Source organism: Paenibacillus sp. FSL P4-0081, from assembly GCF_000758565.1.
GTDB classification, from domain to species: domain Bacteria; phylum Bacillota; class Bacilli; order Paenibacillales; family Paenibacillaceae; genus Paenibacillus_AQ; species Paenibacillus_AQ phytohabitans.
Genome location: NZ_CP009280.1, coordinates 4,582,433 through 4,602,341, shown reverse-complemented (window position 1 = coordinate 4,602,341; position 19,909 = coordinate 4,582,433). Strand labels below are relative to the sequence as shown.

At 50.9% G+C, this 19,909-nt stretch carries 19 protein-coding genes; 13 read left to right on the top strand and 6 right to left on the bottom strand.

From position 1 onward, the window contains the following. Window positions 1-28: 28 nt before the first annotated feature. From P40081_RS19455 to P40081_RS19430, 6 genes are all read left to right on the top strand, one after another. On the top strand, window positions 29-430 hold the full coding sequence (locus tag P40081_RS19455) for an RrF2 family transcriptional regulator (RefSeq protein ID WP_042137786.1): 402 nt from the start codon (window positions 29-31) through the stop codon (window positions 428-430). A 105-nt stretch (window positions 431-535) separates the two neighbouring features. After that, window positions 536-1,189 (top strand): MBL fold metallo-hydrolase, encoded by a 654-nt coding sequence (locus P40081_RS19450; RefSeq protein WP_042137785.1) that lies wholly within the window; start codon window positions 536-538, stop codon window positions 1,187-1,189. Between the two features lie 24 nt (window positions 1,190-1,213). Continuing rightward, window positions 1,214-2,320: an AbrB family transcriptional regulator gene (locus tag P40081_RS19445; protein WP_042137783.1), complete on the top strand. Its 1,107-nt coding sequence runs from the start codon at window positions 1,214-1,216 to the stop codon at window positions 2,318-2,320. A 288-nt stretch (window positions 2,321-2,608) separates the two neighbouring features. Continuing rightward, window positions 2,609-3,238: a TetR/AcrR family transcriptional regulator gene (locus tag P40081_RS19440; RefSeq protein ID WP_042137781.1), complete on the top strand. Its 630-nt coding sequence runs from the start codon at window positions 2,609-2,611 to the stop codon at window positions 3,236-3,238. Window positions 3,239-3,273: 35 nt separating this feature from the next. After that, entirely contained in the window at window positions 3,274-4,152 is an 879-nt protein-coding gene (locus P40081_RS19435) for a hypothetical protein (RefSeq protein WP_052421909.1), read from the top strand. A gap of 41 nt (window positions 4,153-4,193) precedes the next feature. Then, a complete protein-coding gene (locus P40081_RS19430) occupies window positions 4,194-4,673 on the top strand; it encodes a flavodoxin domain-containing protein (protein WP_042137779.1) in 480 nt (159 codons plus the stop codon). 379 nt (window positions 4,674-5,052) lie between these two features. Here the strand turns inward: P40081_RS19430 and P40081_RS19425 are convergent, their stop codons facing one another. Continuing rightward, window positions 5,053-5,988, bottom strand: a complete 936-nt coding sequence (locus P40081_RS19425; protein WP_042137774.1) for a Gfo/Idh/MocA family protein — start codon at window positions 5,986-5,988, stop codon at window positions 5,053-5,055. A gap of 115 nt (window positions 5,989-6,103) precedes the next feature. Here P40081_RS19425 and P40081_RS19420 point away from each other — a divergent pair, with 115 nt between their 5' ends. Further along, a complete protein-coding gene (locus tag P40081_RS19420; RefSeq protein WP_331281673.1) occupies window positions 6,104-7,063 on the top strand; it encodes a helix-turn-helix transcriptional regulator in 960 nt (319 codons plus the stop codon). Window positions 7,064-7,243: 180 nt separating this feature from the next. On the opposite strand, the gene P40081_RS19415 is transcribed toward P40081_RS19420, so the two are convergent. After that, a complete protein-coding gene (locus P40081_RS19415) occupies window positions 7,244-8,485 on the bottom strand; it encodes an MDR family MFS transporter (RefSeq protein WP_042137770.1) in 1,242 nt (413 codons plus the stop codon). Window positions 8,486-8,628: 143 nt separating this feature from the next. On the opposite strand from P40081_RS19415, the gene P40081_RS19410 reads away from it, so the two are divergent. Together P40081_RS19410 and P40081_RS19405 are read left to right on the top strand one after the other, a co-directional pair. Beyond that, window positions 8,629-10,404 (top strand): ABC transporter substrate-binding protein, encoded by a 1,776-nt coding sequence (locus P40081_RS19410; protein WP_052421908.1) that lies wholly within the window; start codon window positions 8,629-8,631, stop codon window positions 10,402-10,404. Between the two features lie 142 nt (window positions 10,405-10,546). After that, complete coding sequence (locus tag P40081_RS19405; protein WP_042137768.1) at window positions 10,547-11,533, top strand: cation diffusion facilitator family transporter; 987 nt, start codon at window positions 10,547-10,549, stop codon at window positions 11,531-11,533. A gap of 106 nt (window positions 11,534-11,639) precedes the next feature. Here P40081_RS19405 and P40081_RS39045 read toward each other — a convergent pair whose 3' ends face one another. Continuing rightward, entirely contained in the window at window positions 11,640-11,813 is a 174-nt protein-coding gene (locus P40081_RS39045) for a hypothetical protein (protein WP_179093450.1), read from the bottom strand. A gap of 353 nt (window positions 11,814-12,166) precedes the next feature. Between P40081_RS39045 and P40081_RS19400 the strand changes: the two genes are divergently transcribed. Beyond that, on the top strand, window positions 12,167-13,387 hold the full coding sequence (locus tag P40081_RS19400) for an aminotransferase class I/II-fold pyridoxal phosphate-dependent enzyme (RefSeq protein ID WP_042137764.1): 1,221 nt from the start codon (window positions 12,167-12,169) through the stop codon (window positions 13,385-13,387). Window positions 13,388-13,399: 12 nt separating this feature from the next. Here P40081_RS19400 and P40081_RS19395 read toward each other — a convergent pair whose 3' ends face one another. Next, window positions 13,400-14,728, bottom strand: a complete 1,329-nt coding sequence (locus tag P40081_RS19395) for an outer membrane protein assembly factor BamB family protein (protein WP_042137763.1) — start codon at window positions 14,726-14,728, stop codon at window positions 13,400-13,402. Between the two features lie 235 nt (window positions 14,729-14,963). On the opposite strand from P40081_RS19395, the gene P40081_RS19390 reads away from it, so the two are divergent. Next, window positions 14,964-15,320, top strand: coding sequence for a hypothetical protein (locus P40081_RS19390; RefSeq protein ID WP_052421907.1), 357 nt, complete (start codon window positions 14,964-14,966; stop codon window positions 15,318-15,320). A 127-nt stretch (window positions 15,321-15,447) separates the two neighbouring features. On the opposite strand, the gene P40081_RS19385 is transcribed toward P40081_RS19390, so the two are convergent. Together P40081_RS19385 and P40081_RS19380 are read right to left on the bottom strand one after the other, a co-directional pair. After that, window positions 15,448-16,398 carry an alpha/beta hydrolase gene (locus P40081_RS19385; RefSeq protein WP_042137761.1) on the bottom strand — a complete coding sequence of 317 codons (951 nt, stop codon included), beginning with the start codon at window positions 16,396-16,398 and terminating at the stop codon, window positions 15,448-15,450. A 189-nt stretch (window positions 16,399-16,587) separates the two neighbouring features. After that, window positions 16,588-17,904: an APC family permease gene (locus tag P40081_RS19380; RefSeq protein ID WP_042137759.1), complete on the bottom strand. Its 1,317-nt coding sequence runs from the start codon at window positions 17,902-17,904 to the stop codon at window positions 16,588-16,590. Window positions 17,905-18,021: 117 nt separating this feature from the next. On the opposite strand from P40081_RS19380, the gene P40081_RS19375 reads away from it, so the two are divergent. After that, window positions 18,022-18,936, top strand: coding sequence for a LysR family transcriptional regulator (locus tag P40081_RS19375; RefSeq protein ID WP_042137757.1), 915 nt, complete (start codon window positions 18,022-18,024; stop codon window positions 18,934-18,936). Next, the gene (locus tag P40081_RS19370; protein WP_042137755.1) at window positions 18,933-19,865 is read left to right on the top strand and encodes a tyrosine-type recombinase/integrase; all 933 of its coding nucleotides are present in this window, start codon (window positions 18,933-18,935) and stop codon (window positions 19,863-19,865) included. The genes P40081_RS19375 and P40081_RS19370 overlap by 4 nt, the downstream gene beginning before the upstream one ends. Window positions 19,866-19,909: the final 44 nt, after the last annotated feature.

Sequence of the window (19,909 nt, the reverse complement as noted above, 5' to 3'; positions counted from 1 at the left end):
AGTAGCAGTGAAGGAGTTACTACTTCCCATGGCAGAGCTCAAACGATTTGGTTATGGATTGCAGGCGTTAGTCGTGCTCGCTTCATCTCCGGAACAGTACTCAAGCAGGGAGATTGCTGAACAGATCCGCTGCGAGCCGACAGCGCTGCGCAAGATCCTGTCCCGGCTTACTGAAGCCGGTTATATTGAGGTACGTCAAGGCCGGGGCGGAGGCTATATGCTGGCTAAACAACCCGGAGATATTACCCTGGCAGAGGTATACCTGTCCATGCATGATGATGTACCTATGCTGGACGGCATGCTGGACACTACCGGCAATCATTTGTTTGGACAGAAGGTCCGCCAGTCCTTCGATCAGATTATGACGGATATCCGGTTCCAGGTTGAGCATGTGCTGAAATCCTATACGGTTGCTGATTTGGTGGAGTGACGGCTGAGATTCCGTGGCCGTTCTCCAAACACATGCTTTTTTTGATTTAAAATGTGCAAATAAATGCACAATTTAATAGCACTATTCAATTATGGAGGAGATTAAATGAGAATACACTGGTTTGGACACTCCGCATTTCAGCTAACATCTGAGCAGGGGACGGTAATTCTGATTGATCCGTACGGGAAATTCCTAGGCTACCGGATGCCCCGGGTTAGGGCGGATATACTGGCAGTCACCCATGATCATAAGGATCACAATCAGGTTCATATCGCTGAAGGCGACTACGAACTAATTAATAACCCAGGGCATTTCAGTGTAAAAGGAGTGGAGATTCATGGGGTGCCCACTTATCATGATAATGTTGAAGGGGCCAAAAAAGGCAGTAATACGGTCTTTGTCTTCACCGTCGACGGACTGCGGATTTGTCATGCCGGTGACCTCGGCCATATTCTGACCCCGGAGCAAGTGGAGCAGATAGGGGAGGTTGATGTGTTGATGATTCCTGTCGGCGGAAGAATGACGCTGGATGGTACTGGAGCAGCGGCAGTGGTGAAGCAGCTGCAGCCGGCGGTTGCCATTCCTATGCATTACAGCACCAAAGCGCTGGGACTGCTCGGCCGGTTTTATTTTGCCAAAGCGGATAAGTTCTTGCAGGCTGCAGGCAGGCCTGTTAACGTTGTAGAAGAGCTGGTGATTACTGGTGAGACCCTTGCCGGACTGAATCACATCTATACTCTCCAATATGAACCAAGCTGAATGGGCTGGAAAAGAGGATTGTTGATGTCAACCCTATCTGTGACCCGGCGTAAACCGCTATATGTTCTGATGACCCTGATTACCGCGTTGGCTGGCGGGGGCATCTTTATGCTGCTGCATCTCCCGCTGCCTTGGCTGCTCGGCCCAATGATCGCTGTGCTGACCGGTTCCAATCTGCGTAAGCAAGTATATATCTGGCCCGGACAAATACGGAACACCGGGATGATTATCGTCGGCTATACGATTGGTCTCTCGTTGACCGGTTCTGCACTGAATCAAATAGCTTATCAGCTGCCCTCTATGCTGCTTATGACTACGCTTCTGCTGCTGTTCTGCGCCGGAATTGCGGTGATTGTATCTAAGGTGTCGGGAACCAACTACAAGACTATCCTGCTTGGAAGTATCCCCGGCGGCTTAACCCAGATGCTGGTGCTGGCCGAAGAGTCGGAGGATATCAATCTTACGGTTGTAACCGTCATTCAGGTGGTCCGGCTGATGATGATTATTATCTGTGTGCCGCTGCTGATCTACAGTCCCTTGTTTGCCAGCCACGCTGGCGGGGGAGAGAATACACCTCTTCTGGTTGAATCTGCGGCCGGGTGGGGAGGGCTATTCCCGAATATCTTTTATTTTGGCGTCGCTTGTACGGTATGCGGAATTGTAGGCCAAAAGATTAAATTTCCCACCGCCTATCTCCTCGGTCCGGCTATTATTACGGCAATTCTGCAGATCAGCGGTCTTCAGGGTCCCGCGCTTCCGGATGCTCTGATCAATGCCGCGCAGCTGATGATTGGGGTATATGTCGGACTGCTGCTCGATCCGCGTAAGCTGAACAATAAACTGCTGACACTATCGCTGGCTGTAGGCAGCGGGGCAGTGCTGATAGCAGGGGCGTATGGCCTGAGTCTGCTGTTCGCTTATCTGGATTCGGTATCATCAGCAACTGCGTTTCTCAGTCTTGCTCCCGGAGGGATGGATCAGATGAGTCTGATCGCGCATGAGGTAGGGGCGTATTTGCCAACGGTGGCGGGCTATCAGTTATTCCGGACGTTTTTCATCTTTTTTGCGGTTCCGCCGTTGTTTAAATTGATCTTCCGGGAGAAAAAACGCAAGACAGCAGTAGTTAGTTAACATAACTATGATTATGTTAACTAACTGCTGCGTTTGGTCAGCTAAAGCGGAATTGAAGTGAAAAGAGAACTTAAAAAGAGAACATAAAAGTGAACTTAAAGCAAAGCTTGGGATGCCCTCCGGGGGCTGTCCCAGGCTTTTTCTGCACATGCAATTGGGGAATTTCTCAAAATGTAAAAATAGTCACATCTTTTAAGGTATCCCGGTGCATATAATCTGTATTGAACAGTGTTTAAAAACATTACAGTGTTAAATTAAATAACGCCTTGTTAAAGGAGTCTTATAATCATGAGTAAAGAAGAGAGACAAGAGCAGGAACGGGAAGCGATGCGCAATTTGATTCTGACAACGGCCGGTGAACTAGTGGCCGAGAAGGGGATTGGGCAGTTGTCTATCCGCAAGATCGCTGAACGGATGGAGTATTCCGCCGGAATCATTTATCACTATTTTCAGGGAAAGGAGGATATAGTGGAGCAGCTGCTTCAGCAGGGGTACAGGGAGTTGATGGGCGGACTAACAGCCGGATCAGACACTGTGCGGAGTGAAGTATCGGCTGAGGATAACTTAAGCCAGTCGCTGTCACAGTTTATCCGGATGACCACCGCGGAAGGATCACAGTACCGGAATGTGATGCTTAATGATTCGCCTGCTGTACTTAACCATACTGCAGTACTGCATAAAGGGGCTGCACTGGAGCGTAATGCGATCAGCATGCTCTGCAGGACTCTACGCCAATTCAGAGGGATGGCAGCCCGCAAAGAGGAGGGAATTGAACTTACTGCCCAAGTGATCTGGAGTGCGGCATTTGGACTGATCATGAGGCTGAGCGTCGAGAAGAATCTGCCGGAGGAGCAGAAGGAGGCGCTGATTGCCCGGCATATCGAGGCAATGCTGCTTATTGCAGGGAGTCGGGAATGAGTTTTTACGATTATTCGGCTAAGGGGTAGAAGGCGATGGGGTATAGACGGTCAGTTGGCATTTTAACGGGATTAATTATTATCCTTGCGATAGCCGCGTCGGGGTACGGATTACTGTCAGGTCACGGACCGGGGGAGAGAGGGAGTTCTGAATCCTTTACCTCAATCCGGGGTGAGAAGGTCGAATTATATGGTAGTGGAATCTATAAAAATGATTCAATTTCCGTCGTTGCCCAGGCCAAAGCCCAGGATGGAGTTACACTGGTACTGGGGGTTCCCTTGCTGCTCGTTTCACTGGTTATGAGCTTCAGAGGGCGGGTCAGAGGGCGGCTGCTGTTAGCTGGAGCCTTGGGATATTTTACGTATACTTATGCGTCTTACAGCTTCCTGTCTATGTACAATAACCTGTTTCTAATCTATGTAATATTGTTCTCATCCAGCTTATTTGCATTTATTCTGACTCTGCTGTCATTAGAGAAGGAGAAGGTAGAACGTTTCTTTAGACCAAGTTTACCGGCACAAAGCATAGGTGTATTCCTGCTTTTCACCTCATTAATGATCATGTTGTTATGGCTGGGCAGGCTCGCTGGTTCTTATCGCCAAGGGATAGCACCTGAAGGATTGGAGCATTACAGCACATTGGTGATTCAGGCACTCGATTTAGCCATTGTTGTTCCGCTATCTTCAATTACCGGGGTACTGCTCATTCGCAGACGGCCTTATGGTTATCTGCTTGCTTCTGTAGTCATAGTAAAAGCTGCGGCCCTGCTAACCTCCATCACTGCCATGATCATTGGGATGCTGAGGGCGGGAGTAAGTGTATCTACAGTAGAGCTGATAGCGTTTCCTGCGTTTAATTTAGGTGCTATTGTTTGTTTATACCTTGTATTAAGCAATGTACAGGAACCGGGATAGTCTTCAAACCCATTTACCATAGATAAGGAGCGGCGGATAATATGAGTAATAGAACACTGATTTTATATGCAGGCAAGTATGGATGTACCGAGAAAGCGGCATTTCTGTTGAAATCGAGGCTTGGAGAGGCTGAGGCTGTGAATCTAAAGTATGCCAAAGTGCCGGCGCTGGCTGCCTATGACACGGTGATTCTGGGCGGTTCCATCTACTACGGTACAATCCGTAAAGAAATGGCGGCATTCACTTCCAAAAACGTACAGGAGCTGTCGGGTAAGCGGCTCGGGTTGTTCATCTGTGCAGGGATGACAGGGGAGAAAGCGGAGCAGGAGCTTCAGCAAGCTTATCCGGAGGTTCTGTACAAGAAGGCACTTGCCAAGGAAATCCTGGGCGATGAGATTTATCCGGAGAGAATTTCAGCACTGGACAAATGGGTTCTGCGGATGGTCAAGGGGAAAGGGAATGGAGCTGGATTATCGATGAATAAGCTCGAAGGATTCGCGCGTGCAATGACAGTGAGTTAGATTGGCTACAAGCAAACGGCAGGGGCTGGAATGATACAGTTTCTGTAAAAGAGCGGCAGCTAAGGGAATTGATCCTGTGCAAAGAGCTGCCGCTGCATTGATTTTGGGAAGATATAGCATTCAACTCTATTTAGGGTAACATAAATATAATTATGTTAACTAACAAACTGTATTTATCTCTAAAAATAACAGACCGTCCCCTTATATATTATACTATTTCAACATATGAAAAATTCATAATAGGAAAGCCTTCCCCAATTACTCCACTTAGCTACCTCACTCGCCTGCAAATTAAATATGTACCTATCCAAAAATAGATAGAAAAAGGATGATATTACCACAACCAGCTACAGAAATAAACAGTATTTATTGCGATTAATTAACGGAGCTCTTCCGTCAATTTTGATGCCATTTCCAGTGACCTCAGCGCATGCTGCAGAGAAAGGATGGAGTCCGTACCGTCCTGCAGACATTGGAGTGCATGGCGTAAGCTTTTTTCATAAGGATTGTTAGGAGGCAATGGAATACTCTCTTTGCCTATAGACGTATATGCGGTTAAGCTGGCCTCTATATCCCCGTTCGCATAACCGACCTCGTGGAACACCAGCTTCGCCTGATCGAAATAAGCTTCATAACCGACGGTAAAAGGATAAGACTCCGGCATCTGAGAAGAGACAATCAGCTGTGCGCTCACCTCAGATTGAAGGAAGGAAGCATGCACCAATGCTTCACCGTCTTTAGCTCCAGAGGTACCCCAGACCGCAGAAGGTGCAGGTGAATCCAGCAGCCATTCGATGAAATCCAGATCATGAATCATCAGATTAGCTGCGATCTTGGAGAGGCCCAGGTCCCCCCATAGCGGTGCCGTTTCCCGGCGCAAGGTGACTTGCAGCAATTTGCCGTATGTAAGCTCTTGAACTGCCTTATATAAGTACTCATAGGCATAATCGAATTTGATGAATTGATTGACCAGAATTCTCCGGCCGTATTGCTGTTCAGCCAAGAGCATCTCCCGTGCATCTTCCGGCTCCAGGGCAACCGGCGTTTCGCAAAATACATGCTTCCCGCGTCTCAGTGCCTCCACAGCATAAGTCTTATGAAGCGCAGAAGGCAGACAGATATCTATTACATCCAACCCGGGATCAGACATTATATCTTCTATAGACAATGTGATCTCTACCCCAAGCTCTTCCTTCAGCTTCAGCAGCTTGGCTTCATTTCGTCCGAAGACGACCACACGGTCTGTAGACTCCAGTTGCTTCAAGATCGATGCATGATATGCTCCAAAACCTGTTCCCAATATGCCAATATTCATTTACAGCAGCTCCTTAGATTTGATACATTCATCATAACGTCCTATTGTTGACAACAGAGTGGCAAGAATAGAGTTGTGAAATGATGCGTCTTTGAAATGTAGAAAAAGGAGGGATATGATGCGGCTGCACCGCTTGATTGCAATTCTTTTATTGGTTGAATCCAGGGGCAGGATGAAGGCAGCTGCTCTGGCAGAGGCCCTCGAAACGTCCGTCCGCTCCATTTACAGAGATATTGATGTCCTGGCTGAATCGGGCATTCCTCTCGTTACCACAACCGGGCCGAACGGCGGAATTTCATTGATGGAGGGCTATACGGTGAATCTGCGGCGGCTGCATGGCGAAGAGGTGGTTCAGCTGTTTTTGACAGGGATGGGGATGCCAGCAGGCGGTTCGGGCGAGACCGGTATTCTGCTCCAAAATGCTCTGCTGAAGCTCGAAGCAAGCTTGCCCGCTCCTTACCAGGAGGATATCCGTACCGCGCAGAGCCGTTTTCTGTTCGATGATACACCGTGGTGGAGTGATCGGGCGGCAGTGCCATATCTGGAGGCACTGCGCACTGCGGTGTGGCGAGGCAGACGGATTGAGACGAAGTACCGCAAAATGAATGGAGATCTCTCCTGCCGGAAGCTGCATCCCTATGGACTTGTTGTCAAGCAGGGCGAATGGTATCTGGCCGCTTATTGCGAGGGCGCGGAGGCTGTTCGTACGTTTAAATGCGAGCGGTTTGCCGCGGTGTCGTTAATAGAGGGAACCTATACTATCCCTGAACACTTCTCCCTGCAGGAATACTGGAAGGAAGGAGAGCTTGCCTTCATTAATGCCAGCAAAGCACGGGAAATCTACCCCGTAGTCATCCGCACGCCAGTGCATAATCATGGGATTAGTAAGAGGTTAGAAGTTATGAATACGGAACCAGAGGGGGAATTCCAGATCATCACTGCGAATATGTACGACTATGAGACTGCGTGTGAGAAGGTGCTGCCCTTGCTCGTCCAAGCTGAAATTATGGAACCGGCAGAGCTTCGAAAATACATTGGCAGTCAGGTTCGTATATGGGATAAAATGTATTGTTGAGATTGATATTGTTGTGAAATGGTAACATAATTAATATTATGTTAACTTATTAATAGTGAGTGGTTGTTAAGCAATAGTTCGCGAGTGAATTTATGGTAGCATGTTAGTGTTATAGAGACAGGTAGTCAAAATAATCCCCAGACCTAAGCTTCTCAGCGGGGTCTGGGGATTAGTCATGTCTTAGGCACTTATGTTAGCCTTATTGCCAGCTTCGGCAAGCTCTCTGCTCCGGAGCCTTTTGTGCGCCGTAATCAGGAAAGGCAGACCCAGCGCGGTAGTCAAAGCCAGCGGCACGAATACGGCCGGACCATTCGCCGTACCGAATTGATCGAGCAGCAGGCCTCCCAGAATAGGCGCCATTACATTGCCAAGGTTATTGAAGCCGATGGTGCCGAAATAAGTACCTTTCCACTCCGGATGGGCAATCCGGTCTATCAGCATATCCATCATCGTGAAGAGCAGGACTTCCCCGACTGTGAACAGCACGACACTGAACATAATCAGCGCGACTCCGCCAGGCATGCCAAACAGCAGCAGACTGAGAGCAACGCAGCTATTACCCAGGATCAGAGGAATGACCGGCGGGAATTTGCTGGCTGTACGGACGATCGGATACTGCACAATCAGCACCGTTACCGCATTCAGAGACAGCATGTAGGAGAAGAGCTGTTTGCCATTACTGAAATGGGGGTTGTTCGCCAGATATTGCGCCAGTGTTGAACTGAAGTGCCCATATCCCAGCACGCAGAAGATCGTACCGAGCAGAACGGGCAGGAAGACCTTATCCCTTCCGGTGGTGGACAGCGCTTCAAGCAGCTTCGGTGTACGGGCTTCGCCATGAACCGGCAGGCTGGCACGGTGTACAGAGAATTGCAGGAACAGTACAAGTCCATAGGCGATATAGACGATCCCGGCGATCATGAACGGGAATGTGGATTTGGCTGAGCCCAGCTGCAGGCCAATGATCGGCCCGAATACCACACCCAGATTGACCGCTGCATACCGCAGATTGAAGACCAGCAGCTTGTGATCCGGAGGTGTAATATCCGAGAGTAAAGCCCGCGAGGTCGGTTCGAATACTGCACGGCATAGCCCATTTAGCGTATTGACGAGGAAAAAGACCCATAAATGCTGCGCGGCTGAGAAGCCGAAGAATACGCAGGCCCAGCCGAAAACGGAGACCAGCATAACGATTTTGCGGCCGATCACGTCAGATATGTAACCGCCGTAGAAGCTGATCAGAACACCTGCCAGAGAGCTGACGGCTACCGTAAATCCTGTTTGGGTGGCAGTAGCGCCCAGGACTTGTGTCAGGTAAATCGATAGAAAAGGGATACTCATGGAGGTGACCAGCCGGCCAAACATCGTTCCGATGATAATGGTCCAAGCCAGAGGATGAATGTGCCGCAGATGCTGTTTCATAGAATCAGATGTCTCCTAATCGGGTGATTTGAATTTGGCGAATGCTTCTTGATGCTGTATTAAGTATAATTGTATAGATAAAAGGATGAAATAAAAGTGTAAGGATTTCATGTGACTTTTCACCTTTAAAGGAGCCTGGATATATGGACAATAGCAGCATGAATTATCTCTGTTTGACCGCGGCTTTAGACCCGGCTTTCAGTATACAGCAGCCCATTCCGGTCACTATTGAGCAACTAACCGGCATCCTGTGCTGCACGCCGCGCAATGTAAAGTTTATTCTGCGGAAGCTCGAAGAACAGCAATTGATCACATGGATACCCGGCAGAGGCAGAGGGAATTATTCGCAGCTGACGTTCCTGCGCAGTGTGGACGAGGTGCTGGAGGAGAAGTTTCAGGACATGGTCCATAAAGGCCGGATTAAACCGGCGATCGAGTTAATTGGCCAATATCAGGTGAACGAGCCGCTTAAGGAACGCCTGCTGGCAGTACTCGACAAACAAATGGGCTTCTGGAGTGAGCCGGACTCCACATCCGGGCAGGAGGTGCTGCGGATTTCCCGTAACCGCCCGATGGAGAAGCTGGACCCGGCGATGGTGTACACAGCTTTTGAAACCTATTTGCTGGGGCATATTTGCAGTACATTAATTACCTATGATGCAGAGAATGGCAGCTTTCTGCCTGGGCTGGCGCATACTTGGGAGGCCAATCCGGACAGTACAAGTTACCTGTTCTATTTGCGTAAGGGGGTAAGGTTTCACCACGGACGGGGGATGACTTCACGGGATGTCAAAGAGACCTTGCAGCGTCTGACCGATCTGAATAGTCCGGCGATCAGCCATTTTAAGGATATCTGTCATGTCGAGCTGGAAAGTGATTATCGAATCCGGTTTGACCTCGTGCAGCCCAATACCTTTTTTCTGCATCTGTTCAGTTCAATCTATATGTCTATTCTGCCTTATGATGTGGATTTCGCCGCTAATCCGGTAGGGACGGGGCCATATCAGGTACTGGATCTGAATGAGGATGTACTGGTGCTCGGTGCATACGACCTCTATTACGGAATCCGCCCACTGCTGGACCGGGTAGAAATCTGGTATTTACCGCATTTGGGATCGAGTGTCCGCCAGTATCAGCTTACGGATGCCGGGCACAACCCGCTTCCTGCCGGGGAAGAGCAGGGCCATAGCATTGATTACCCGGCCTTGGGCTGCCGCTATATCCTGTTTAACTTTAGAAGAGAAGGACTTCACCATCAGCAGGCTGTACGGCAAGCGTTACGGATATTGTACAATCAGCCGGCCATGATCCGGGAGCTCGGGGGCAACCGGATTATGCCGGCGGACAGCTTTTTACCCTGGAAGAGTAATCAGCAGGAGTTCAGAGAGCCATTGCTTGAGGAAGCAAAAGCGCTGCTTCAGGCTGGCGGCTACGGTGGAGAAGTGCTGACGATTGCCTACCGGAGCCGGAAGGAGGATCAGGAGGAGGCTATATGGCTGCAGGAACGCGGCGGGAGGATCGGACTTAAGCTCCAGCTGCATCCTTTGACCGAATACGATCTCGCAGATATCATGGGCTATGCTGACTTGCTGATTGCCGAAGAGGTGCTGGAGGATGACTGGCAGTGGGGGATGATCAATTATTTCCGCAATGAGTCGAACTATCTGCATGATCTGCTGCTGGATCGTCAGAAACTGGCGCTGCAGCGGGTACTGGAGCATTTCTCCCGACTGCCTGCTGAAAAGCGGGCGGAGCTGCTGGATCTGGCAGAAGACCAATTGCGCGACAACTGCTGGGTGCTCTATGGCTGCCATATGAACAAAAAAGCGCAGCTTAGCCAAAACCTGTTCGGACTGCAGACCGGCTCTTTCGGATTTCTGGATATTTCGAAGCTATGGGTTAAATCGGGATTCCAGTAATTCAACCTCCAACTCACCGCAGCTGATAGAAAATTGCCGCATGGGGTAAATAGATACATAGACCACGGCGGGAGCCGTACGAAATCAGCTGCGGAGGCGTCTGCCGGATTTCGGTATATGAGCTTAAGGAGGCTGCCGGATAATGGAGCAGACAAACGAAAGCATAAGAAGCTTAATCAAGAAGGGCAATAAATCCTCAGGCTCGGCTGCTATCGGCAATACAGGGATTGCCATCGTTAAGGGAATCGCTTTTGCACTGACAGGCAGCGGTTCAATGTTTGCCACAATGATGCATTCGATTGCCGACGCTGTGAATCAGATGTTTGTATTTACAGGCAGTGTGCTGGCTGAGAAAAGACCGACACGCCGCTTCCCGGACGGTTTCGGCCGGGTGATTAACCTATTCTGTATGGTGGCCGTAATTGTCGTGACCATCATGGCGTACGAGACAATGCATGAAGGTTTCCATCTGCTGAAGCATCCGGCTACGGATTCGCAAGGCTACTGGATCAATGTGCTGGTACTTGTGCTGTCGATCGCGGCAGACGGATTCGTCTGGGTTAAGGCGATGAATGAGGTGCTGCATGAATCACGGGTTGAGGCCAAAGGGCTGGGCAAGTTCACGGCTTCCCTCAAAAATGTGAAAAGAGCCGCCCCGCCTACCCGGCTTGTCTACTATGAGGATCTGGTCGCAACAAGCGGCGGCCTGCTCGCCATGATTGCCATTCTGGTTACCGCTTTTACCAATTTCAAGCTGCTGGATGGTGTGAGCAGTATTCTGATTGCCTTCATGATGATCGGGGTGGCCTTCCGTGTAGGCTACGACAACATGGTCGGGTTGATCGGTGTGGCTGCACCGCCGGAGATTGAGGAGCGGGTGGCGAAGATTATTTTTGATGACCCGTGGGTGACGGATATTTATCAGATGCGGATTCTGCAGGAAGGGCGTTATTATCACGTCGAAGGACTTATCGAGCTGAAACGGGGAATGACGCTCGCCGATGCCGATGACATTAAGTTCAAGGTAAGGGACAAGCTGCTTGCAGACCCGCATATTTCGGATGTGACGCTCGGCATACTCGAGGATAACGGAATTCAGAACTGGGTACCGCAGCATGAGCTGCAATGAGTCTCTGCTTAAGCTGGAACAGGAGAGAGGGTTTACTTGAAGAAACGGCTGCTTCCCCTAGGGGACAAGCAAGCCGTTTCTTTGTGCAGGAGAAGCCGGGATTAGCTCAGACCGCTGCCTGCTGCTTGCCGTCACATTTCTTGCAGACGGTGAGCTTCTCGCCCGCAGGACCTTTTCCGAAATACAATAGCTTAATACGGGTGCTCCCGCAGATCGGACAGGTGCCTCTTGCTCTGGAAGGAGTGCGCCAGAGTGCTTTGCCGCGCTTGTTTTTGGCCATGATACGTCCCACCTTTGTAATGTATACCCCTATCATATGCCCAGAGGGAACTTACGGTTCGGCCGGAGCTAAAATCATTTGAAGGGAAAGGGCGTCCGTTGAAAAAGGGGCTAAATTGGCCGAAATATGCCCCGAAAAAACAGCGTATAACATAAATTATACGCTGTTTCAGTTCTGAGGGACTTTTATATGAATTCAGGCACTAGTGATCAGCTCAAATAGAGTCAATTTAATAGAAAAATAATATATTAATGCAATATAATCCCATTCGCGAAATTTGCTCAGGCTTTCATGGTTTCTGCACTCTGAACGCATGCTATAATAATTGGAAAACAAATGCTGGAGGTATTGTATTGGCACATAGCAGCCCGAAACATAAATGGAGATCGGACAAGCTGTCTCATCTGGGGTCATCAATTTTTGCTGAGGTGGCCGCTTGGAAGGCGGAAGCACGAAAGTCTGGACTGGAGGTCATTGATCTAGGGATTGGCAGTCCGGACCGGGCTCCTCTGCCTGAAATCCGTCATGCCTTAAGCGAAGCAGTGCTGCGGGAGGACAGTTATTCGTATCCGGCTTCCAAAGGAAGCGATGCGTTCCGCAAGCAGGCGGCCAAATGGATGAAATGGCGTTTCGACGCTGAAGTGGACCCCAATGAAGAAATCGTAGCCCTGATGGGTTCGCAGGACGGACTGGCACATCTCGCACTTGCGGTCTGCAATCCTGGGGATCTGGCGATTGTGCCGGACCCCGGCTATCCGATCTATTCAGGATCACTGGCTATAGCCGGCGTTAGAGCCTGGCCGCTGCCGCTGCTGGAAGAGAATGCGTTCCGGCCCGATCTGGAGAGCATCCCTGATGAGGTATGGCGTGAAGCGGTATTTATATTACTCAGCTTTCCCGGCAACCCGATATCTGTCACGGTAGATCTAGCTTATATGGAGCGGTTAGTGGAGCTTGCTCATAAATGGGATGTGCTGATCATTCATGACCTGGCCTATTCGGAGATGGGCTTCGATGGCTACCGGCCCGTCAGTATCCTTCAGATCCCCGGAGCGCTGGATACGGCCGTTGAATTTCATTCCTTCTCCAAAAGCTTCAATATGGCCGGCTGCCGCATCGGCTTCATGACGGGCAATGCTCAGGCCGTCGGAGCGCTGCGGGAGCTGAAGAGCAATGTGGATTACGGTGTCTTCGATCCCATCCAGGAAGCGGCAGTCGCAGCGCTGGAGCAGGCGATGACTTCCGGACCGGAGCAGGGAGTGGCTGCGCTGTATGAATGCCGCAGGAATGTGTTTGTGGAAGCCTTGGCACATGAAGGCTGGAGTGTGCCATTGCCGGAAGCAACGATGTTTATCTGGGCAAGGCTGCCGGAGACCTATGGGGTGAACGGTGAAGCGGGAAGATCACAGAGCTTCGCCCATGAACTGTTACTGAAGACCGGGGTAGCGGTGATTCCCGGAAGTGCTTTTGGCAGTCAGGGAGAGGGTTTCGTCAGAATAGCGCTGGTTGAGGATGAAGAGCGGCTTCTGGAAGCCGCCCGGAGGATAGGGGAGTTTCTGCGTACGAACGTTTAAACTTCGCGTATGTTACTGATATTCTTGTGGCAGGGCAACGGCTAAGAAATGGTGTTCAGTAGGAATCAGCGCGGTTCCATGATCGATGGTTATATTGCCGAAGTATGGATACTTTGAACCGCTGTTGATCATCCCCAGCAGTGCGCCGGTATCGGAATGGTTGATCGAGATATAGCTATTCTTGTAAATGGCGAATACAGCCTTGCCAACGTGCTGCAGGTGCTCCACCTTGTCTGCCGGATGATCGAACGCAACGACATTGCCGTTCGCAATATTGATTCCGCTAATCTGTGTCTCATGCTGGAAGAAGGCCATTCCGTTCGCGGGACCGGCCAGCCAGTTGCCGAAGCTAGCATAGCTTGTGGGGGCCGTATCGGTATCCGCTCCACGCTTAAAGCGCGTAAGAGTATATCCATCCTGGTCGAGATTGCCGTCTGCCGTATAAACATAAGAGTTCTGGATGGAGGTAGCGGCACTCCCCAATCTGGAGATGTCGTCCAGCAGATTATAGTTTTCCCGGCCGGAAATCTTGCCTGTAGCGGGATTCAGTTGTACCAGAGTCAGCTGGTAACCCGGCACGGCCGTTGCAGTATTCCCCGCTGCAGTCTTTGCCTGCTCACGGAGTAATAGTTGTCCATTCTGATAAGTTACATAACTATATAACCCCTCAATTCTCCACAGCCGCTTCCCGGTAGCCGGATCAAGGCCGTAGAATTGGGTGCGGATGTTATCGACCGTGCTGGAAACGACGAACACACCTGAATATTCTCCATAAATGGTCCCCGCATACATAGGAATATTCTTATTCTCCCATACTTTCTTTCCGGTAACCGGTTTATAGGCCGCGACAACGCCGTACTCATTGGCAAAATAGATTTTTCCGTTAATCAGGCGGGCCTGTGCTCCAATCTCTATAGGCCGCTCCGACACCTTAACCTTCCAGATCAGCTTTCCGGTTGCAGCGGACACTTTGACGAGCTGTTCCTGATTGTCGATGAAGAATACGGAGTTATTCGTGACGATTTGCGGATGCGCCCCTTGTTTATAGGACCACTGAACTTTGCCGGAGGCTATATTTTTGGCGTAAAGCGTATTGTTGATGTCTGAGTAGTAGAGAATTCCGTTCATAATAGGCGGCTTGCTGTCATACATGCCCATGCCATCCGTGGCTACTTGCCACTTCAGCGGCAGCAGCTTGTCTTTGGAGACCTCAATGACTGCATTGTTCGCGGAAGCAGCGTATACAGTACCCGGCAAAAGTTCTGCTGAAGAGAGAGCGGTGACGGATGAGAGCAGGGAAAGGGCGAGTATGCTGGTGAGGATGGATTTCATTGGCGGCATCTGAGTCATCTCCTTGATGTGTCTTGTTCTAAATAGTAAGACGCCGGGAGCAAGGATTGGTTGCTAAAATAAGGAAGACAATATTGTAACCGGAGGTAAAGCCACAACGATAACCATAACCATAACTACAATCATAACAATAACGTAACATAACATACATTATGTTAACTAGGTAATTCGCTGAGTGGTATTTAGGGTAATAAGGAGCAACTACAGTTATCAGGAGGTTGCCTTTATGGGATTCAATTTCGGAGGCTTTGGCGATAAAATACAAGGATTAGTGGATACATTCAAAGACGGCGGAGTCGGTGAGCTGCTGCAAAAGCTTCCGCTAGACCAGCTGCCTGTCGATCAATTGCTGGAGAAGCTGCCGCTGGATCAACTGTTGTCGGGTTCTTTTCTGCAAAAGTTCACACCGTTCGAGTCACTGACCGAGCTGTTACAGAGTGGCGGGTTCTCTGCAGGATCAGCAGAGGAGCTGAAATCGCTGCCGCAGGATCAGCTGAACGAGCATGTCACGAAAACTACCTCCTTCAGCTCACTGAAGGACATGCTGGTCAAAGCGGCGGAGTTCTATTCCCAGCGGAAGTAGCGCGTTTATCTCCATAATTAGACCAGCAGGAACCAGTCTAATTCAATAAAACAGCGGCAGCTCCGGATGTATATCATCCATGGCTGCCGCTGTTTTCATTATGTGATTTCGTATTTTAACGTAATCTTTATTGCTTGAGCCAGGCCGTTGCCAGCAGCAGGGCCCCTTTTTTGGCATGGGTCTCTGCCAGGGCGTTAAGCATCACGAAGTCGTGGATGATGCCCTGGAACCGCACTGCCGTAACCGGCACTCCTGCTTCGCGGAGTTTGGCGGCGTAGGCTTCGCCCTCATCCCGCAGCACATCTGCTTCGCCGGTGATGATTAAGGCTTCCGGCAGACCGCTCAGCTGCTCCAGGCTGGCCCGCAGCGGGGACGCGGTAATCTGTGCCCGCTCCTCCGGATCAGTGGTATACTGATCCCAGAACCATTTCATGCCGGTGCGCTGCAGGAAATATCCTTCGGCGAACAGGTGATATGATTCTGTATCAAAGGCAGCATCGGTCACCGGATAGAACAGCAGCTGCTTGGAGATTGCCGGACCGCTGCGTTCCTTGGCCATAAGTGTGATGGCCGCAGTCATATTGCCGCCAACGCTGTCTCCGGCAACGCTAAGCTTGGACGCATCCAGCCCGTAAGTGGAGCCTTCTTGGGCAATCCATTCCAGTACAGCGTAGATTTCTTCAATGGCTGTAGGGTATTTGGCTTCGGGAGAGAGGCTGTACTCCGGGAAAACGACGGCAGCTTCGGCACCGACGGCCAGCTCGCGGATTAAGCGGTCATGCGTATGGCTGTTGCCGAATACCCAGCCGGCTCCATGAATATAGAGTATGACCGGGAGAGAAGTAGAAGCGGAGCCGATAGGACGGACAATTCGTACCTTCACCTCACCACCAGGTCCGCCGGATACCGTCAGATCCTGGATTTCGGCTTCGGGCTTGAATATTTCACTGGATTGGACTGTATTTACCGTTTCGCGGCCTTTCTCAGGCCCAAGGTCGGGCAGAAAGGGAGGCTCGGAGTTGTCATCAGCGAATTTCTGGGCTGCAGGTTCGAGAACAATCTTCTTGTCTTCTGGCATGGTTTACAGTCTCCTTCTTAGATCTAATTTAGGTCAGGCTCTCCTTCATCCATAACCATCTGACACTTTTCTGAAACGTAAAGCGAACGGAAGCTCTGGTCAAGGGCTGGAAACTCCGCCGCTTATATATAGATAAACAGGCTGCATCCTCAAATAAGGAGGAGTGCAGCCTGTTTCTTATAAGCGCCCTTATAATGCGCGCCGGGAAATCTTTTCAGCATCACTGGCTACAGGAATATTTCCTGCACGTTTACGTCCCTGTCTTAAATAATCCACCAGAACAAACAACAGTGTAATCAGCAGTGGATACATGATCGCCCAGCCTGTAAACGGAAACACGGCTAACGTAGCGGCAAAAGAAATCCAGCTGATCGTTACGCCTGCCCGGCTGCCACGCAAGAGGCGGATTCCTGCAGCACAACCGCCAATATAGGTGAGGATGAAGGTGGCATTGGGAAATTTAATCAGTGTCGTAATCGAGAGCAGGCCGCTGCCGTAGAGCGATAATACTGCTGTGAAGCAGAGGGTCAGGAAGCCGATCGCTCCCACAGGTGTCTGATAGCGGTCTGATAAGCGGCCCATCCATTTCGGGGCATAGCTCTGCCGTGACAAGGCATAAGCTACGCGTGATGCAGCGCTTGAATAGGCGATGATCGTCGCCGTACAGATGAAAAGTCCGGTGAGTCCGGCAATGAATCCGCCCCAGGCTCCAAGCGGCTGGCTGATGATCCAGACCAGTGAAGAGTCGGCACCTCCGCGCAGATAGCTCTGCGTACCGACTGTAGCGAGTGCCGAGAGGAAATAGAGGACTCCGACAATGACCGCAGCGATGGTGACACCCTTGACCGCAGCGCGCTGCGGGTCCTTGAATTCTTCAGACAGATGTGAAACGGCCTCCCAGCCGATGAAGCACCAGAAGAGAATCGCTGCCGCCTGCCCAACGCTCATCCAGCCATGCGGAACAAATGGGGTGAAGTGAATACTCTCCATTCTTGGCAGAGCCGCAGCAAAAGAGAAGACCAGTACGGCAACAATCGCGATAACCACGGCGATCTGCACTTTACCGGCAACCTTCATGCCGATCCAGTTGACAATCAGGCCAATGGCCAGCATTCCTGCAGCGATGGCAATTCTGGCCGGATCGCCCCAGCCCATGGCGGCTGTCATATAGCCCGCTCCGGTCAGTGCAGCGACAGGACCGCCAATCGGCACGGACATGAGGAAGAACCAGCCAACCAGTGCGCCTGCCTTCGGGCCGAAGGCCAGGGTGACGAAATGGGATACCCCGCCGGCATTAGGGAATTTGGCCGAGAGCAGACCCATGGACAGCGCAAGCGGGAGAATCAACAGGGTCATGAATCCCCAGGCCAGCAGCGAAGCGGGACCAGCCATCTCCGCTGCCAGTCCGGGTACGATTAACACACCTGAGCCGAGGACGGCTCCTATGTACAGGGCAATAGCCTGCGGCATCCCGATATTCCGTTGTAATGATTTATTTTCCTTCATATAAATAGTCCCGCTTTCCTTGTATTTAAATATAGAGTATCAGATAATAGATCCATTGGAAAAACGGAATTATCGAATGGAATCCATTCGAATAACCGATAGGTTGAAGGAGGTACTATGGAGTCTAAGCATCTGTTCACCTTTCTCGTTGTAGTTGAGACCGGCAGCTTTACCCGCGCAGCCCAGAAGCTTGATTACGCCCAGTCCAGCATTACCGCACAGATTCAGGCGCTGGAGGCAGAACTGGAGCAGCCCCTGTTTGACCGGATCAGCAAAAAGATCATTCTCACCGATGCCGGCCGCCGCCTCCTGCCGTATGCCCAGGAAATCTCCAAGATGCACACGATGGCCGAGAACGCTCTGCGGTCGGAGACGGAAATATCCGGTTCGCTGCGGATTGGTGCACCTGAATCTTTGGCGGCCTTCCGCCTCCCGGGGATTATTAAGGAATTCCGCAGCCGGCATCCGCAGGTGCAGATTACGCTGAAGCCGGGAGCCTGCTGGGAGCTGACGGAATTCGTCCGCTCAGGAGAGCTTGATCTGGCCTTTCTTCTCCAACCGGAGACGGAGTATAAGGAGATGTACTGTGACACGCTGATCCATGAAGCGATGACGCTGGTCGCTCCACTGGATCACCCGCTGCTGGAATTGGAAGAAGTAGAACCGCTGCATCTTAAAAATGTAACGATTCTGCATACGGAAACAGGCTGCACCTATCGTACCTTATTTGAGCGCCATCTGAACAGCCATGGAGTGTTCCCAGATCCGAATCTGGAGTTCTGGAGCATTGAAGCGATCAAGCAATGCGTAATGGCAGGACTCGGTATCTCATTCCTGCCGATGATTACGGTCCGCAGGGAATTAGCGGAAGGCAAGCTGGGCCGGCTGAACTGGAATGATGATTCCCAGCGGGTGGCAACCCAAATTGCCTATCACAGCAAAAAGTGGAAATCCCCGGCGTTAAGTGAGTTTCTTGGAACGGTACAGAAGCATGCTGTAATGTGGAGGGAAGAGGAGGAGCACAGGGCATGAATGAGCCGGAGCTTGAATATGAAGAAGAGCTGGATGCCTTTCTGATCTGGATGAAGGACGCCGGCTACACAGCATATACCCAGAAATCCTATCTTGCTGATGCACGGGAATTTCTGGGCAGTCTGAATGGGCGGGAGCTGGGTACTGTCAAAAAACTGCAGGTTGTCTCCTATCTGACTTCTGTGCGGGAACGCGGGGTAAGTGATGCGACACGTAACCGCAAGCATGCCTCAATAAGCTGCCTCTTCAAGGCACTGACGGAGCTGGAGCTGCTGAATATCAACCCGGCCGCCGGAATCAAGAAGTCCAAGACTGAAAAAAACCGTGAGCCGGTCTATCTGGATGAACAAGACCTGCAGCGGTTTCTGTCAGCGGTAGACGGCAAATACAGAAGCCGCAATCTGGCTGTTTTTTTGCTGATGTCGTATATGGGTCTGCGGGTAGGAGAAGTACATACGCTGAATCAGAGTGATTATAATGTAGAGAGACGTTCACTGCGTGTCTTCGGCAAAGGACGCAAATGGCGCAATGTCCCGGTTCCTGAGGATATTGCCCCGTATCTTGACGAGGCGCTGAAGGACCGTCTTAATCCTTGGCACAGCAAGGAGGAGGCGATGTTCATCTCGCAAAAAGGCCGCCGGCTCTCCATCCGCGGCATCCAAGGGATTGCTGCAGATACATTCAGCCGCTTCCAGAGTGAAGTGCCTTTGTCCCAGCGCCGGCCGTACTCCAGCCACAAGCTGCGGCACTCCTTTGCCACCATGCTGCTGCGTAAGGGAGCGGATCTGCGCACGGTGCAGGAGCTGCTGGGCCATTCCTCGATCCAGACGACCACTGTATACACACATATTACGAGCCGTGAGAAGGAAGAAGCTATGTCCAGACTGCAGATCGGCATGCCGTATAAGACAGGCAGCGGTGACTCGTGAACCTGGGGCTAACAGCGTCAATACACACTATGAACTTTTGTTCA